The organism is Paenibacillus sp. TCA20, assembly GCF_000732325.1.
In the GTDB taxonomy this organism is placed as follows: Bacteria; Bacillota; Bacilli; order Paenibacillales; family Paenibacillaceae; genus Paenibacillus; species Paenibacillus urinalis.
This window is the reverse complement of the sequence record NZ_BBIW01000004.1, coordinates 150,258-165,591: the sequence shown is the minus strand read 5'-3', so window position 1 is coordinate 165,591 and position 15,334 is coordinate 150,258. Positions and strand designations below refer to the sequence as shown.

General features: G+C 44.7%; 13 protein-coding genes and 1 riboswitch. Of the genes, 2 read left to right on the top strand and 11 right to left on the bottom strand.

Annotation, left to right across the window (positions count from 1 at the left end; translation table 11 throughout):
* Positions 1–2 precede the first annotated feature (2 nt).
* The 3 genes from TCA2_RS09640 to TCA2_RS09630 form a co-directional block, all read right to left on the bottom strand.
* On the bottom strand, positions 3–845 hold the full coding sequence (locus tag TCA2_RS09640; RefSeq protein ID WP_047911389.1) for a sugar ABC transporter permease: 843 nt from the start codon (positions 843–845) through the stop codon (positions 3–5).
* Entirely contained in the window at positions 842–2,182 is a 1,341-nt protein-coding gene (locus TCA2_RS09635) for a carbohydrate ABC transporter permease (RefSeq protein ID WP_047911639.1), read from the bottom strand. Before TCA2_RS09635 ends, TCA2_RS09640 begins: the two co-directional genes overlap by 4 nt.
* Before the next feature lie 140 nt (positions 2,183–2,322).
* Positions 2,323–3,615: a maltose ABC transporter substrate-binding protein gene (locus tag TCA2_RS09630; protein ID WP_052511861.1), complete on the bottom strand. Its 1,293-nt coding sequence runs from the start codon at positions 3,613–3,615 to the stop codon at positions 2,323–2,325.
* Between the two features lie 591 nt (positions 3,616–4,206).
* Between TCA2_RS09630 and TCA2_RS09625 the strand changes: the two genes are divergently transcribed.
* Positions 4,207–5,244: a LacI family DNA-binding transcriptional regulator gene (locus tag TCA2_RS09625; RefSeq protein WP_047911388.1), complete on the top strand. Its 1,038-nt coding sequence runs from the start codon at positions 4,207–4,209 to the stop codon at positions 5,242–5,244.
* A gap of 235 nt (positions 5,245–5,479) precedes the next feature.
* Here TCA2_RS09625 and TCA2_RS09615 read toward each other — a convergent pair whose 3' ends face one another.
* Together TCA2_RS09615 and TCA2_RS09610 are read right to left on the bottom strand one after the other, a co-directional pair.
* Positions 5,480–5,746 (bottom strand): hypothetical protein, encoded by a 267-nt coding sequence (locus tag TCA2_RS09615; RefSeq protein ID WP_047911386.1) that lies wholly within the window; start codon positions 5,744–5,746, stop codon positions 5,480–5,482.
* Positions 5,698–6,036, bottom strand: coding sequence for an RNA polymerase sigma factor (locus tag TCA2_RS09610; RefSeq protein ID WP_081872357.1), 339 nt, complete (start codon positions 6,034–6,036; stop codon positions 5,698–5,700). The genes TCA2_RS09615 and TCA2_RS09610 overlap by 49 nt, the downstream gene beginning before the upstream one ends.
* A gap of 326 nt (positions 6,037–6,362) precedes the next feature.
* On the opposite strand from TCA2_RS09610, the gene TCA2_RS09605 reads away from it, so the two are divergent.
* The gene (locus tag TCA2_RS09605; protein WP_337999895.1) at positions 6,363–7,448 is read left to right on the top strand and encodes a hypothetical protein; all 1,086 of its coding nucleotides are present in this window, start codon (positions 6,363–6,365) and stop codon (positions 7,446–7,448) included.
* A gap of 465 nt (positions 7,449–7,913) precedes the next feature.
* On the opposite strand, the gene TCA2_RS27165 is transcribed toward TCA2_RS09605, so the two are convergent.
* From TCA2_RS27165 to serS, 6 genes are all read right to left on the bottom strand, one after another.
* Positions 7,914–8,090, bottom strand: coding sequence for a hypothetical protein (locus TCA2_RS27165; RefSeq protein WP_193746018.1), 177 nt, complete (start codon positions 8,088–8,090; stop codon positions 7,914–7,916).
* A gap of 310 nt (positions 8,091–8,400) precedes the next feature.
* Complete coding sequence (locus TCA2_RS09600) at positions 8,401–9,003, bottom strand: hypothetical protein (RefSeq protein ID WP_047911384.1); 603 nt, start codon at positions 9,001–9,003, stop codon at positions 8,401–8,403.
* Positions 9,004–9,094: 91 nt separating this feature from the next.
* Positions 9,095–9,907 carry a hypothetical protein gene (locus TCA2_RS09595; protein WP_047911383.1) on the bottom strand — a complete coding sequence of 271 codons (813 nt, stop codon included), beginning with the start codon at positions 9,905–9,907 and terminating at the stop codon, positions 9,095–9,097.
* A gap of 302 nt (positions 9,908–10,209) precedes the next feature.
* Positions 10,210–12,489 carry a bifunctional 2',3'-cyclic-nucleotide 2'-phosphodiesterase/3'-nucleotidase gene (locus tag TCA2_RS09590; RefSeq protein WP_370510327.1) on the bottom strand — a complete coding sequence of 760 codons (2,280 nt, stop codon included), beginning with the start codon at positions 12,487–12,489 and terminating at the stop codon, positions 10,210–10,212.
* A 390-nt stretch (positions 12,490–12,879) separates the two neighbouring features.
* Positions 12,880–13,296, bottom strand: coding sequence for a pyridoxamine 5'-phosphate oxidase family protein (locus TCA2_RS09585; RefSeq protein WP_047911382.1), 417 nt, complete (start codon positions 13,294–13,296; stop codon positions 12,880–12,882).
* Positions 13,297–13,459: 163 nt separating this feature from the next.
* Positions 13,460–14,755 (bottom strand): serine--tRNA ligase, encoded by a 1,296-nt coding sequence (serS, locus tag TCA2_RS09580; protein WP_047911381.1) that lies wholly within the window; start codon positions 14,753–14,755, stop codon positions 13,460–13,462.
* Positions 14,756–15,133: 378 nt separating this feature from the next.
* Positions 15,134–15,253, top strand: a riboswitch (TPP riboswitch).
* Positions 15,254–15,334: the final 81 nt, after the last annotated feature.

Below are 15,334 nucleotides of genomic sequence, written 5' to 3'. Positions count from 1 at the left end.
CCTCACCCTTTCGTTGCTCCCGCAGTCAAGCCATCCACCAGGAAGCGCTGCAGGAACATGTATAGGAGTGTAATCGGCAGGGCTACGAGAACAGATCCCGCCGCAAACAGCGTAAATTCGGTACTCGTGTAGCTGTTCACCAGCTCATACAAGCCAACGGCCAATGTCCAGTTTTCACGTGAGCGCAGGATCAGTCTGGCAAATATAAAGTCAACCCATGCGCCGCTGAATGTCATCAAAGAAATGTACGTAATAATCGGTTTGGATAACGGCAGTATAATAGAAACAAAAATTCTCATATGACTCGCCCCATCGAGCAATGCCGATTCTTCAAGCGCACGTGGAATGGTATCGAAGAAGCCCTTCGCTACAAACATACCGAGTGCTGCACCCGACGTGTACACCAGAATAAGAGCCCAAGCTGAATCCAGCAGATTCATTTGCAGGAGCATTACGTATACAGCAATCATACTCATGAAGCCTGGGAACATCCCAAGAATCAAAATAACAGACATAGCCGTCTGACGTCCCTTAAACCGGAACCGAGACATCGCATAGGCAGTAAGCACTTGAATTATCGTTCCGAGCACCATACTGGTGACCGCAATCTTCAGCGTATTCCAGTACCACTGGAGAAAAGGAATATCCTTGTCAGCCTGCGGCATAAACAGATCTTTATAGTGCTGAAGTGTAAATTGTTCAGGTATGATCGTCTCACTGTACAGAGAATCCCCCACTTTAAGGGATGACATGATAATCCATAGAGCAGGATATATACATACGATGGCGATCAGAATCAGCAAAATATAACTGAAGGTGAGCTTAATCCGTTTTTTTCTCTTCATTGAATCATATCCTCCTCTTTAAACGAACGACTTCTGCGATAGTTATAGATCGAGAACGAGGCGATGATTAAGAATATGAGAATACCGATCGCAGATGCAAAGTTGTACCTTTGATTATCCAGCGTCAGCTTGTAAAGCCACGTTACGAGAAGGTCTGTACTACCCGCAAATGCATAGTCACCGTTCGCCGGAGCACCTCCGGTCAACAGGAAGATGACGTTAAAGTTATTGATGTTGCCCGCAAACTGCATGATCAGAATCGGCGCAGTCTGGAATAGTACAAAGGGCATTGTAATGTTGCGGAATTTCTGGAATGCGGATGCTCCGTCTACCTCGGCCGCTTCATACAAATCCTTCGGAATCGCTGTAAGCACACCAAGCACAAGAATCATGGATACCGGAATACCAATCCACATATTGACGAGTATAACCGTCACTTTGGCCATGAATGGATCATTCAGCCACGGCAGCCCGCCAAGTCCCAGCATGCCTAGATATTGATTGATCGGTCCAAATTGTGAATTGAACAGGTTCTTCATAATCAGCAGCGAGATAAACTGTGGAATTGCATAAGGGATAATAAAAATCGTACGCCACATTGTTTTGAAGCGAATCCCATGCTGCTGAATGAGCAAAGCGACCAGGATACCTCCAAAATACGTCGTTACCGTAGCCACGATCGCCCAGATAATGGTCCAGATCAATACGCCAAAGAAGGTATTACTCCAAGCCGTCAGCGTAAAGAGATTCTTAAAAGTATCGAAGCCGACCCAATCCACAAGATTCTTCGGCGGGATATGGTCGGGGGCGGAATAATTCGTGAAGGCCATCAGGACCATAAACAAGATTGGTAATATAGTAAAAAAGAGCACACCGATGGTCGGGAGCGATAGCAGCAGATATGGGAAACCTTTGTCCAGCAGCTGCTTTACCGTTTCGCGGAAGGATGGTGCCTGCTTCCCTTGATCACGGAGCTGTCCGATACGATGAGCATCCTTGATATTTCCAATGTAAAAAGCAATAAGAAGCACGAAGTATATCAATGCTACGAGCCCATATATCATCATGAATATGGAATGATCACCCGGCACATTTTGATATAGACGTCCTACCTTCTCCATTCTGGCAGGTGAATCTCCCAGTGTTACGAGCCCCCATAGATTGGCCCCCAGCTGTGTAATGATCAAATATAAACTAATGACTTCGACTAGAAAAAAGATTGCGCCTTTTACCCATTGTCTGTGATACCATTGCCCAAGCCCCATGAATACAGCTGATAAAATAGCGCCTGTGCGGGCATGGCTCCCCGAAGCCGACTGCGGCTTCCCGGTTGACATCATTGCCGGTGATTGTCCTCTACTCATGTATGGTCCCAGCCCTTCCTTCCGATAGATGGTATGGAGCCACCGCGAGAAACTCATGTTACTGAAGTCTCACGCGATGGCCTCTTGTCTTTTTCTACATATTAATCTACGTATTAAGAACCTGTTTGAATGTTGCTCTTCATTTGCTCTACCATGCTGTCCATCGCTGCTTTAGGATCTTTGTTGTTATTCCACAGCTCGGACAGAGCTGCTTCCATTGGAGACCAGAATTGGGCCATAGCCGGAATGGAAGGCATCGGAATGGAATTCTCGAATTGTGCAAGGAAAGCAGAAGCAATCTCATCGTTCTTCACCGCTTCACTTGCTGCAGCTTCTGTATTTGCAGGAAGCGCACCTGTCATTTCAAAGTTCTTCGTTTGGTTCTCTGCATTTGTAATAAAGTCAGCGAACAGCTTAGCTGCATTCGGGTACTTCGTATTTGCATTTACAAAATAGCTCTTCACGCCAGAGAACGGCTTCATTGGCTCACCATTAGGAAGGTTAGGATATACGCCAACTCCGAGATTAGCTACGCCTTCCTTCAGAGAACCCACATCCCAAGGACCCGATACGTTCATCGCCAGCTTGCCTTCAGTGAACAAGGATTTACGAATGTCACCATTAATGTTGGAGGAATTGAGCGGCAGAATCTCTTTCAGACTTTGCAGGAAAGTCGCTGCTTCAATTCCTTGCTCATTGTTCAAGCCGATATCTGTAGGATCTGTGCCATCACTTCCAAATACATAAGAACCATATCCACCAAAGAACGGGAACGCGTTATAACCATTACCTACATCCCACATAATTGCGAACTTATTGCTCTTCGTATCATTGAAGGTGCTTGCAAACTCCTTCACACCATCCCAGTCAGCAGGAACTGCATCAATCAAATCTTTGTTGTAGAACACAGCCGTTGTTTCAACCGATTTTGGATAACCGTATAGAATTCCATCATATGTCAGAGCATTAACAGCCACTTCACTGTTTCTTGCTTTGGTATCTTCTTCAAACCAGTCATTTGGCATAATAACCCCTGCAGTAACGCCTTGACCGATCTGGTCATGCACGCCTGCGAATACGTCAGCGCCTACACCGGCAGGTCCGTCCGTTACCATCTGGCTCATTGCCTTGTCAGCTCCAAGCTCAGTGAAGGTGACTTTGACCCCATGTTTCTCTTCAAATGCTTTGGCCACTTCTTCAATAAATCCTTTCTGATCGCCGCCATCCCATACGGTAAGCTCAGCGCCTTCTTCAGGAAGAAGCTCCTCTAATTCAGCAGGTGGTGTCTCTGCCCCTGGTGCTGGTTCAGTTTCGGCAGGTGCATTGTTACCGGTGCCGCATGCAGCCAAAAAGACCGTCATGGCAAGCGAGAGTGTCATAAAACTAAATTTTTTACCTTTTTTCATGTGTAAATCATCCCTTCCCCTTTTTGTTCTGCATGCGCTTAACCCGATCAAGCACCTGTTCAGAAATATTTGGATCTCATACAAATGTTTGCGTTTTAGATGATCCAGAATATTGTGCAAACGTTTGTCCAAATAGTTAGATTTATTCCTCTTTCTATAGGCACTTGACTCAAATTACAGAGGGTATCGATAAAATCCAGGTTAAGTAAGCGCTTTATCAGCAAGCTAATCATAACCGAGAATTCAAATTTGTTAAAACGTTTGCATAGATCATTTTCAGCCATATTTGATCATTTCAATCATATTATTACCTTGTTATCTTCATTATCCGTTTCTATACTGCTATTTACTTCATTTTTTAACTATACCGCTTGTGAATCCTAGGTATTTTATACCAATAATATTTATAGTTCTATAATCCGGGGTAAATTTATCATGTGGGTTTATAGGCTTTTTACTGGCGATTTATCAAATTAACTCATTTTTGATGACGATCTCCATAACGGACAAAAAATCTCATTTACAAATATGCAATTCATGGATTAACATAATCGGTAAAACGCAAACGGTTCCACGGAGGAGGTGAAACAAATGGCGGTAACGATCAAAGACGTGGCAAAAATGGCAGGGGTATCACCATCCACGGTATCCCGTGTCTTGTCCGGGCATCCAAGAATCAGTCAGAAGACAGCCAGTAAGGTTCGAACGATCATGACGGAGCTGGGTTATCATCCGAACATGATGGCAAAGAGCCTCGTATCCAAAACGACTAAAAGTATTGGTGTCATTTTGCCCAAACCGGCAGAAGAGCTGTTCCTTAACACCTTCTTTATGGAGCTTATTCGTGGAATTGTATCTCAGGCCAACAAATCAGGCTACGATATTGTGATCAGCTCGGGGGCTAATGAGCAGGAGGAAGTCGAAGCCGTTGGAAGACTGGTTCATGGCGGACGAATTGACGGTGCGGTACTGCTTCACTCCAGGCAAAATGATCCTGTTGTAGAATATTTGCATAATCTGGACTTCCCATTTGTACTTGTGGGACGTAATGAACAGTATCAGGATGTATTATCAGTCGATACGGACAATGTACAGGCCGCCTATGATGCAACCCGTCATCTCATATCCTTCGGCCATGAACGAATAGGCTTTGTCAGCGGTCCAAAGAACCTCATTGTATCCAAAGACCGGATGAAGGGCTATAAGAAAGCCATGCATGAAGCGGGACTTTCTACCAAATCAGAATGGATTGTCGAAGATGATTTCCTGCAGGAAAGCGGGTACCGTGCCATGTCATTTTTCATGACGCTTCCCGAACGCCCAACTGCACTTGTCGTCATTGATGATGTGGTGAGCTTCGGTGTTCTTCGCGGGTTAAATGAATTGGGCTATAAGGTTCCTGAAGACTTATGTATTGTCAGCTTTAACAATAACGCAGTCTCGGAGCTGTACAGTCCTCCACTAAGCAGTGTAGACATTGGGATATACCATCTTGGATATGTGGCCTCACAGGCACTCATCCAAGCGATCCAAGGAGATGACAAGTCACTGTTCTGCAAGCGCCACATCATTCCGCATCGATTAATGGTTAGACAGTCTTCCATGTATAATGTGATGAGAACCACATAGTCATTTGCGAAACGTAAACACCTGCACACATCGTGCAGACATCAGTTCAAACGTTTGCATTACAGTTAACAACTCATTATCGATATTAAAAATCAGCTTGTGAGCTGGTGATTTTATTTGCACTATTTCACTTATAATAGCGCAAAAAATAGTGTACCCGCAGTCCTCCCGGGCAGCGGGTAATTCGTGCACAGTATAAACACTATAAACCACCATAATGACTACACTTCCTCCTCTACTCCTTCTCTTCCGATCCCTTCTTCTCATTACTCTCCTCTTCATCATACAAGGTGCTGTTCTTGATCAGCTCAATCAATTCTAGCTTCATACTTTGCAGCGCATCCTCCTTGGGCATCGGAATATACCGGCTTAGAATCCGCATATCTTCTTCGAACATCTCGATAATGCGGGTCATACTGTCTTCATCTCCGTGCTTCACACCTGCCACCAGTTTTAAGAACTCATTCTCTGGGATATGCTCTGGATCGATTTTCTTTTCCATTTGTTCACCGCCTGCTGGCTTATATTCATTCGTCTGGATATTTCTGCTTCACTATGTCCTTCTATATAGAACAGCCGAACCACTCGCTTGCCTGTCTCGGAGGGAATCAGCCCCAGCAGATATTCAACGTACAGCTTCGAGTCGACTTCCTGCTCAGTTGAGTTTGCAGACAAATGTACTTGCTCGAGCAAGATGGGCATCTCCCTGCGGCGCTCCGAACGGGCCCGATAACCAAGACGCCAAGCGATACGTTTAAGCTCCTGTTGATAATACTGAACGGTCTGAACCATATTCATACCACCTTTCGATTTAATAAAATAAGAACATTTGTTCCTATTTTTAAGCACATTATAATCGATCCCCCTCTTTCTTCCAAGTCCCAAAAATAGAGTTCTAATCTCCTACCGCTAGAATGTACTGCTGCTCGGCTGTTCTTTATTGAATTTTCACGGCATTCTCGATGTAGAAAAATGTTTTAAAACTTTTTTTGTGTAATAGGTTGTAAAAAGAACGGTTAAAACTCCTTTATAAGTGAAACAAATTCATAGCTCATTGCAAAAGGTACTATGAAATTGTTTCAAGAACAACAAAAAAACATTGTAGGAGGATGAACATAATGAGCTGCAAACAAACCAATCTGCCTGTAGAAACTTTAACGGTCCCGGGGAACATCAATATCGATATTGCCTCTGCTTCAAGAGGAGACGAAAGACGCTTGATGGTGAGCGATAACCCGGAGACTCTGACTGCCGAGAGCTTCCCGGTGGAGTACGGAACACTCTGGCATGACGTAGTCAAAACATCAAAACGCTCTGTAAAGCATCGTATTTTTGGATGGCATTACAACCGCACTGGTGCTCCTGTTAAGCTGGGTGTGACGATTGAGAATAAAGACAAGGATCGGATTGAAGTACGTCATATTGAAAGAGATCTGATCCTCGGACCGTCTACAGTCAGCTGGATTATAGATGTCGGGCAGTGCATCGCCAAGTCCTGCCTCGGCGGAACACTTGACCGGATTAAGCCTGTCGATCATTACAAATTCGGTACCGGCGTGGCGCTGATCGAGGAATTTATTATTGAGGAGGATGTACTCGCAGGATTTATCTATGAGTTTACAGTGGAGCATGCCGATGGAAAGGGCAGTCAGGATTATGAGATTCGTACTGTCGCCTCAAAACTGCTGGACAAGGATCTGCGCGAAATTACGACAGAGCCTGTACCGCCCCGCCCCGCGCCTCAAGCACATCCACGTGGCAGCTGGACCTTCTCTGAAACAGATGCCGTTACCCCTGTATATCGGGTAGGTCAAAGTGCGAACTACCGCACCTGTGCAGGAACCAAGCTCACGGGAGAAGCGCCGGCTGATCTGCTGTTTACCGCTGAGAACAGTACGCTGCCGAACTCCCTGACGAACCGCGGGCAATTCGGTGCAGTCTATCAGGTGACCATTCCGATTCTGAATGAGACGGACAGTGAAGCGTCCGTGCGCATACGTGTCAATCCTCGAGGCGGGGCCTTTGCCGGAGCTGCCCTGATTGATGGCAAGACCTATGGAATTCCGCTTCTGCGTAACAACACCCAGCTCAGCCCGATCGCGGACATTACGGTTCCGCCGGGTGAGAGCTCCTACAGCTTCAAATACATGACGGCAGGCAGTGCAAGTACGCCGCTCGGCATCTACGTAACCACCATTGTCTAGGTCAATGTCCGACCGTAGTGATCGACACACCACACCCAGGTCATTGGCGATCATCCGTTGTGGTTGATAAGGCTCTAACCCACAGTTGTGAGACGGAGGGATAGCATCTTCCGCATCTATAATGTAAACCCCATTTAGAGGCGGTAAGATCTCCTTACCGTCTTTTTTTAGTCCTACAACAATCTGACCGGAATAGCCACTATCTATGTGGTCCTTTAGTTCCTCGGTAGACCACTAATCTTGTTGCTGCTCACTTAACATCCCCCTCGATGCCGGCATCATAAATGATATCATCCGTCCAATCGAAGTAATCATTCATGATGTATCTTGAAAAATCATTATCTGCAGCACCTATAAGTATCTTTTGAATGTATTGTTCAGGCTTATGCCGGTAATCCGTCAGAAAAAAAAGTTTTTCTATTTGTTCTACCGACTCAATATAAGAATCTGAGAAAGAACCGATCTTTAACCGTATATACCGCCATATCGCTTAGCTAATCTCGGATTTCTTGAGCCCAATATCGACGGGATAAAAGGCTGCGGCAGAATGTTCTTTTCCTCTACAGTATCCGGATCAGCAATCATAAGAAAGGATGGAACATTATTAAATGCACTACTCATCATCTTAGTTAGACGTTGCACCGTATATCCACCATTCTCTCCTGCACCAATCAAAACTATGTGATACAGAAGAAGTAGATAATTAGTAGAAAGGGGATAAATAAAAGAGATTGCTAAAGCGTATATTCCGAATCAAATATATACTGACAGGCTGGGGAAGCTGTAACTGGGGGGCAGCGGAGCAAAACCATAAAAGATATTGAACTCAATCTAGAGCAGCACTACGTTAACAACTAAAAGAGATATAGTGTTACTTGGTACTGTAAAGGATAAGTAATGATGGAGGATTCTTTGTTTAGACTTCATCCACTCCTAATATAATTGCTTATGTTTATTCAGCAATACTCAGCTCTTTTATTGCATAAACAATACTATTAATTTCATTAAGTTTTACCTGATAAATATCTTCTTTATTGATCCAATCTTCCGGATAACTTATCAAGTTATACAAAGAAAAGTGTGAGCTATCATTAGATATAAGTAGAGTGTTAAGATCTTTTAGTTTCTCTCGTAGAAGATCCCATTTTACTTCTAATGATTGTGTTTCAGCAGCACGTTCTAAGTAATCGTTTAGATAGAGTATGCTTTCTCTTATTTCTTTATTAATTAAAAAAATCTTATCCAGATATGCCTCTTGATCGTTGTACAAATTTCTAAGGGCTTCTTCCAACATAACATTATAATCATCATCATTTGTTGTTATGAATCCTTCAGAATAATAGAAGGCTTCATTTACATTATCAATGTTGATAATCAAAGAGAAAAAATTGAAGTTATTTTCTATATTATCAGCATAATTTGACGAGAGGTTATACTTATTTCCAACATGCAAAGTTAATTCTTCAGAAGAGTTTTTCTCAGAACACCCAATCAGAACAAGTGGGAAGATAATCATAATTGAAAGTATAAAATGATGTGATTTATAAAATTTCATATGATCCTCCTTAATAAATATATAATTTAAAAGAAATGAGAAGAGAAGAGATTTCAGATTTCATTCCCTTCTCGTCTCTTACAGAAGTATTTTATCTTACAGAGAAACTGGTTGTTCCTGATCTACTCCAGTTGGCTTCTACCTGAGTTGTTAGAACTGTATAAGTTACACCAAATGAAGGTCCTGGATTACCCCATTGATAGGATGCATTCCCTGAATACGTGGTTGTTTTAGCTGTTTTGTCATACGTATGAGTATATCTTATCTGCGTTGAGGTAGTTCCCGTTTTAGAACCCGCTTTTCTTAGCTCCACATAGAAGTGTATGGAAGTACCTCCTGGAAAATTATCTTTAAGATTAAATAAAAGGCTGCCCTTTTCCCTTTGGGTTGCATCATTCAGCCAAAAGTTCGAGGAAGATCCAGAAAGAAGACCCCAGGATCTATATTGTAGAAGGTCTGAATTCCAGTCGGCAGATACAACATCATAACTTGCAGGATGTGGTTCATGCATCCATCCTTGACCTAAATCCGCAATATGTTCAATCTTACCATAAATATTGTATTCTCCAGTCTGTGGATCATAGTCCATTGTGTTTGTTATTTTTCTATAAGCAGCATCGAGGGCTAGTGTACCAATACCATTTGGGTTAATTTCATTGCCATAAAGATCAACATAAACCTCACTTACATCCAGCACTTGTAACCCTTGACTCTCTTTAAAAGAAATAACCTCTTCCAGCGAAGCACCAGATTGATCAAGCTCAGCAGCTTGCTTCAAAATATTCTTGACTCTATCAGGGTTAGAAGTATTTTTGCTATCAGACAAAGTCTCTGCGTTGGCTACTGACATTGATAAGGTTAAGAGAACTGCTGCTGTCAAAGCTAAGATCTTTTTCTTGAACATTGAGAATCCTCTCCTTATTATTGGTTGGGTTTATAAACTGCTACCCTCCTTAACTTAAATTATAGATAATTTATGTATCTACATATTTAATAACAGTCAAAACTGGAAAATATTTTAATTTATTTTATCTTTTTTTCATTTTAACTTAAAGCATCAGTGATTTATGTTACAACAAATAACAATCAACACATCTACGTTCAAGCACTGCTCTGCCTCGAAATAATCCTTCCGCACAAAAAACCGTACCCGCTGGCCAGCACCTGGCCTCTTGCGGGTACGGTTTTCAGTTTCGTTCCTGCATCTTACGATGCAGGAATAATAATTTTTTGACCTATTTGCAGCTGATGCACATTGCTTATTTTATTTGCCTTGGCGATTGCATTCCAATCAACGCCATATTTCAGACCAATTCGGTACAGGTTGTCCCCTTTCTTGATGACATACACCCGTTCCTTGCCCGCTTCCGGTTTCACAGGCTTAGGCTCCGGCTTCGGTGCTGGAGTTGTCGGTTTTGGTTTCGCCGGCGTCTCTTCCGCTTCCGGCTCTTGAGCTTCTGGAGCGGCCGTGTCTGTACCGCCGGATAAATCTAGGGAATACTTGCCGAAGCCATCCTTATTGTCACCAAGATAAGTCATTGCCCCGCTTAACTTCGCATCGGCAGTAACTATGCTGCTGGCTGCAGGAGAGGTATTGAAGATAATTTCCGGCGTACCGGATACCTTGGCGAATGACCAGTTTCCATCAGCAGACGGGTTAATCGTCTTGTTCTGTGCAATATAGTCAATAATGACTTGACGGCTCTCATCTGGAGCAGCCATAATAATACGCTTGCCGTCCGGATTTGCCAGCTTGCTGGAGCCTGCACGATAGTTATTTGTCGCTACAATAAATTTTTGCTCAGGATCGATTGCTTTGCCTTCGTATTTCAGGTTCTTGATCCGGTTTGAAGAGGCACTCACGACGTTGCCTTTGCTGTCATATTTCGCTGGCTCCGTCACATCAATCTCGTAGGTTACACCATCAATGACATCATAGTTGTATGTCGGGAAGTCAACATTCACGAGTTCCTGCTCTCCACTCTTAGATGGATCAATGGTATTGAACTGTCCTGCGGACCATTCCAGCCATTCCTTCACTTCTGCTCCAGTCAGCTCAACTGCATGAACGGTATTAGGGTAAACATATAGGTCAGCGACATTCTTAATTGCGATTGTACCTGCCGGAATATCTGTATAATAGTCCGGGCCCATGCGTCCGCCTGCCTTAAATGGAGCCCCTGCGGACAGAACTGGAATTCCCTCATACTCTGTGCCTTTTAGCTTGTTCTCAACATACCATTTCTGTGCATTGGTTACGATTTGAATGGATGGATCATCCTGTACCAGCGCAAAATAACTCGTGATCGGCGCGGTGGTTTCCCCTACAGGACCTCGCACGTACTCCACGGTTGCTTCGTGCTCCGCTTGTACCGCAGCCGCTATTTCTTTATCCAGTGCCGCAAGCGATTTAGCATTGGCTGAATCGTAGATTGGACGGGATACGGCTGCCGAATTGACTACCTCCCATTCTCCATCCACCTGCGCAAGCTCCAGATCAATGACACCAAGATTATCTCCCCATGCCCCCGGCTCAACAGCAGCAACTCCGTTGATGGTTCCTTTCTCCAGATCAATGCCCTTCATTCCTTCAAAAGCAGCACTTGGGAAAATCTTATGGGCATGTCCGAACAGAATTGCGTCAATGCCTTCCACTTCACTAAGCGGAAGTACCGCGTTCTCTGCCATCTCTGCAGGTGGATTCTCGTCATAACCCGAGTGTGCCAGAGCGACGATGAGATCTGCCCCTGCAGCTTCGATCTCAGGTACGAATTTCTCTGCCGTTTTGACAATGTCCTTGGTGATCACTTTACCTGTAAGGTATGCACTGTCCCATTGCATAATTTGAGGAGTAACGAGACCGATGACCCCAACCTTGAGCGTGTGCTCCTTACCGGACTCATCCGTTACCTTCTTCTCAATAATTTCGTACGGCTTATAATGGTTCACATCATTGCTCTCATCCTTATCGCCGTCGTCCTTATAAATATTAGCATTCACATAAGGGAACTCTGCCCCTTTCATGACCTGATCGAAAAATTCCAGTCCATAATTGAACTCATGATTCCCAGGTGTGGCCGCATCATAGTCAAGCAGATTCATCGCTTTATATACCGGATGGACCTCATCCCCCTTCAGCGGCTTAACCTTGGCTACGTAATCACCCAGAGGCGTGCCTTGAATAAGATCCCCGTTGTCAAATAGCATACTGTTCTTCGCTTCACTGCGTGCTTGCTTGATCAGTGTTGCTGTTCTAGCCAGACCATAGGTCTCAATCGCTTTATCCGTATAATAGTCATAGTCTACCAGGTTGGCATGAATATCTGTCGTTTCGAGAATACGAAGCTTAACCTTGGCTGCTTCCTCTGCGGACACCGGTTGTCCTGGAATGGCAAAGAGCTGAAACAACAGGGCTGCCGTGGCCATCCCTGCCAATAATGTATTCCTCTTCTTCAAAATGTACCCCTCCTGTATTAGGTCCTTCATTCTCTTGCCACTGACTCACTTTATGTAGAATCTATGCTGTCATCAAGCCTGACACCAAGACCTCCCTTGGAAGAAATATACTGCTAACTGATATTTTATACCAATATTTAGAAGTGTTAAAGAGAGAAGTTTTTGTTCACTGCACAACGTTCTGACTTATTTTTATTTAACACATACAAAAATGACTTTATTCTACAACGAACACGTTATATATTTTGACATAAGTATGTCGAGTATCCACGTTATATGTCCTTATACTGATCAGGGCTTAACTACATTCATACAAAAAAGAAGAGCAAAAGAAGCTTCCGTAAGCCTCTCTTGCTCTTCTCTCATTGTCGTATTGAATGTCCACCGTTTGATGATCCGCTGATCCTGCAAACCATCAAATTACGCTTCCCATACCTGCATATCCTGACCCTTGCCTGTATACTCAATCCGTTTAGGCGTAATGTCCAAGATAACGTAATTGGGATCATCAGGTCCTGTAAACCATTTTTCCATATTGTTATTCCACAGCTGCTTACGGAGTTCACCATTACGGCTCACTTCTGCAGTACCTTCGATCTCGAGCAGGTCCTTCGTTCCGCCTGATTCGTAGCCGAGCAGCAGGCTGACATTCGGATTATCCTCCAGCTCCTCTACTTTGTGGGTACAACGGTTAGTCGCCATATAAATGCTCAGACCGTCATTATAGACAGCCATATATCTTGCCTTCGGCTTACCGCCTTCCACTGTTGCAAGCGAGCAATACGGATTGTCCTCAATAGCTTGTATAATATGTTGTTCCAGATCTGTTTTATTCATCGCACTTCAGGTCTCCTTTCAAAAATACACCCTCTATTATTAGTGTACCCTGCTCCTGAAAGTTGAACCCGTCGTTACCTAAAATAAACCTCTAAACCTCTACTTACACCGTTTACTCATTTACCAGGAAGCTGGTCCTTAGCCGAATAAACAAATACATCCTTTAACTCTCATCCTGCCGGACGGGAACCAGTCTCTCTCGATTTCCCATGTAAGGGCGGAGCGCCTTCGGTATATAAATGCTGCCATCCTCCTGCTGGTGATTCTCGAGAAGTGGAATCAGGATTCTTGGCGAGGCCACGGCCGTGTTGTTCAATGTATGGCAATACCTCAAATGACCTTCGTTATCCCGATAGCGGATATTAGAGCGGCGTGCCTGAAAATCATGCAGGTTCGATGAGGAATGCGTCTCCCCATAGCTGCCCCGGCTAGGCATCCAGGTTTCAATATCGTACTGTTTATATGTCTTTTGTGACATATCGCCCGTACATACTGCCACGACCTGGTATGGAAGCTCCAGCGCCTGCAGCAGCTCTTCTGCGTAGCCTGTAATTTCCTGGAGCGCCTGCTCCGACACCTCCGGATCAGCCTCTGTCAGTACGACCATCTCTACTTTGGCAAACTGATGCACCCGATAGAGCCCGCGTACATCACGTCCTGCTGAGCCCACTTCACTCCGAAAGCTTGTCGATACGGCCGCAAGCCGAACGGGTGCTGCCACTTCAATGACTTCCCCGGCATAATACGAGATGAGCGGAACCTCTGAAGTACCGATCAGGAATTTGTCCTCTCCTGCAAGCTCATAAGTCTGATCACGACCGGTTGGAAAAAATCCCGTGTTCTCCAGCGCCTCCTCCCGGACCATGATCGGCACCTCCATCGGCACGAAGCCATGCTTCATCACGATATCCAGCGCAAGCTGCTGAACGGCGCGATGCAGCAGAACGCCGTCTCCCTTCAAATAGTAGCTGCGCGAGCCGCCAACCTTGACTCCACGCGGAGCATCAATGAGCTCATGGAGCTCTCCAAGCTCCATGTGGTCCTTGATCGAGAATTGAGGATCACTGACCTCTCCGACCTGTCTTACAATGACATTATCCTTATCGCTCTGTCCTCGGGGCGTGTCAGGAGATACGATATTCGGAACGAGCAGCCGCAGCGCAGTATAATGGTCCGTCACCTCGGCTAGCCTTGCTTCTGCTTCTTCAATCTGCCCGTTCAACTGCCGCACTTCTTCACGAGCAGTCGCTGCCTCCTCCCGATTCCCCTCTCTCATCAACTGCCCTATTCTCTCCGAATCCATATTTCTCTGTTGCCTGAGCTTCTCCACTTCCGTCATCAGCTCACGACGTACATCATCACACGTTAGCAGCTCGTCTATAGATACGTCTATCTTCTTCCAATCCGCTGCTTCCTGAACCTGTGCAGCATGCTCTCTTATCCATTTCATGTCCAGCATTGTCGTCACCCCTAAGTTAAATTGGTCAAGCGAAAAAAAACATAGAGCGCCCTCATCCGTTGGGACGAGGAGCGCTCTATGCTCGCGGTGCCACCCAATTTATTGAAGCAGACTTCATGCGGTCAGCATTAGGTTCCACTTCAATCACTTTGGTTCCGCGATAACGGGCGGTGCCGATTAACTTAGGGGAAGACTAGCGCCTTCCCTTGGCGAGAATACCTCCGAGTTGGATGCTCTTCACAGGCATTTTTTCACGTTTTCAATTAAAGGTATTATAATTTAGACATTTCCATATTACAATGATTTTATTCTGGATTATGCTGTACTTTCCAGCCAAGGAGGGCTATAATTAGCTTCTGAAATGTCCTAAACTTCATATTCAACCTCAAGGGGTGCTGGGTTAGCCGGCTGAGATAGTATCCGTGAAAGCGTGTTAGATACGTACCCTTTAAACCTGATCTGGGTAATGCCAGCGTAGGAATGGAGAGAATTCGAGTGTGCTGTTCTATATTTAGACAGCCCTTAGCCCTTACGTCTGCATGCGTCCCTTATCCGGGACGCTTTTTTTATTATGGTCGC

What these genes read in the sequence shown, in the direction of transcription:
- TCA2_RS09640 (WP_047911389.1), bottom strand. Translation starts at nt 845, where the DNA reads ATGAAGAGAAAAAAACGGATTAAGCTCACCTTCAGTTATATTTTGCTG.
- TCA2_RS09635 (WP_047911639.1), bottom strand. Translation starts at nt 2,182, where the DNA reads ATGTCAACCGGGAAGCCGCAGTCGGCTTCGGGGAGCCATGCCCGCACA.
- TCA2_RS09630 (WP_052511861.1), bottom strand. Translation starts at nt 3,615, where the DNA reads ATGAAAAAAGGTAAAAAATTTAGTTTTATGACACTCTCGCTTGCCATG.
- TCA2_RS09625 (WP_047911388.1), top strand. Translation starts at nt 4,207, where the DNA reads ATGGCGGTAACGATCAAAGACGTGGCAAAAATGGCAGGGGTATCACCA.
- TCA2_RS09615 (WP_047911386.1), bottom strand. Translation starts at nt 5,746, where the DNA reads ATGGAAAAGAAAATCGATCCAGAGCATATCCCAGAGAATGAGTTCTTA.
- TCA2_RS09610 (WP_081872357.1), bottom strand. Translation starts at nt 6,036, where the DNA reads ATGGTTCAGACCGTTCAGTATTATCAACAGGAGCTTAAACGTATCGCT.
- TCA2_RS09605 (WP_337999895.1), top strand. Translation starts at nt 6,363, where the DNA reads ATGAGCTGCAAACAAACCAATCTGCCTGTAGAAACTTTAACGGTCCCG.
- TCA2_RS09600 (WP_047911384.1), bottom strand. Translation starts at nt 9,003, where the DNA reads ATGAAATTTTATAAATCACATCATTTTATACTTTCAATTATGATTATC.
- TCA2_RS09595 (WP_047911383.1), bottom strand. Translation starts at nt 9,907, where the DNA reads ATGTTCAAGAAAAAGATCTTAGCTTTGACAGCAGCAGTTCTCTTAACC.
- TCA2_RS09590 (WP_370510327.1), bottom strand. Translation starts at nt 12,489, where the DNA reads ATGAAGGACCTAATACAGGAGGGGTACATTTTGAAGAAGAGGAATACA.
- TCA2_RS09585 (WP_047911382.1), bottom strand. Translation starts at nt 13,296, where the DNA reads ATGAATAAAACAGATCTGGAACAACATATTATACAAGCTATTGAGGAC.
- serS (WP_047911381.1), bottom strand. Translation starts at nt 14,755, where the DNA reads ATGCTGGACATGAAATGGATAAGAGAGCATGCTGCACAGGTTCAGGAA.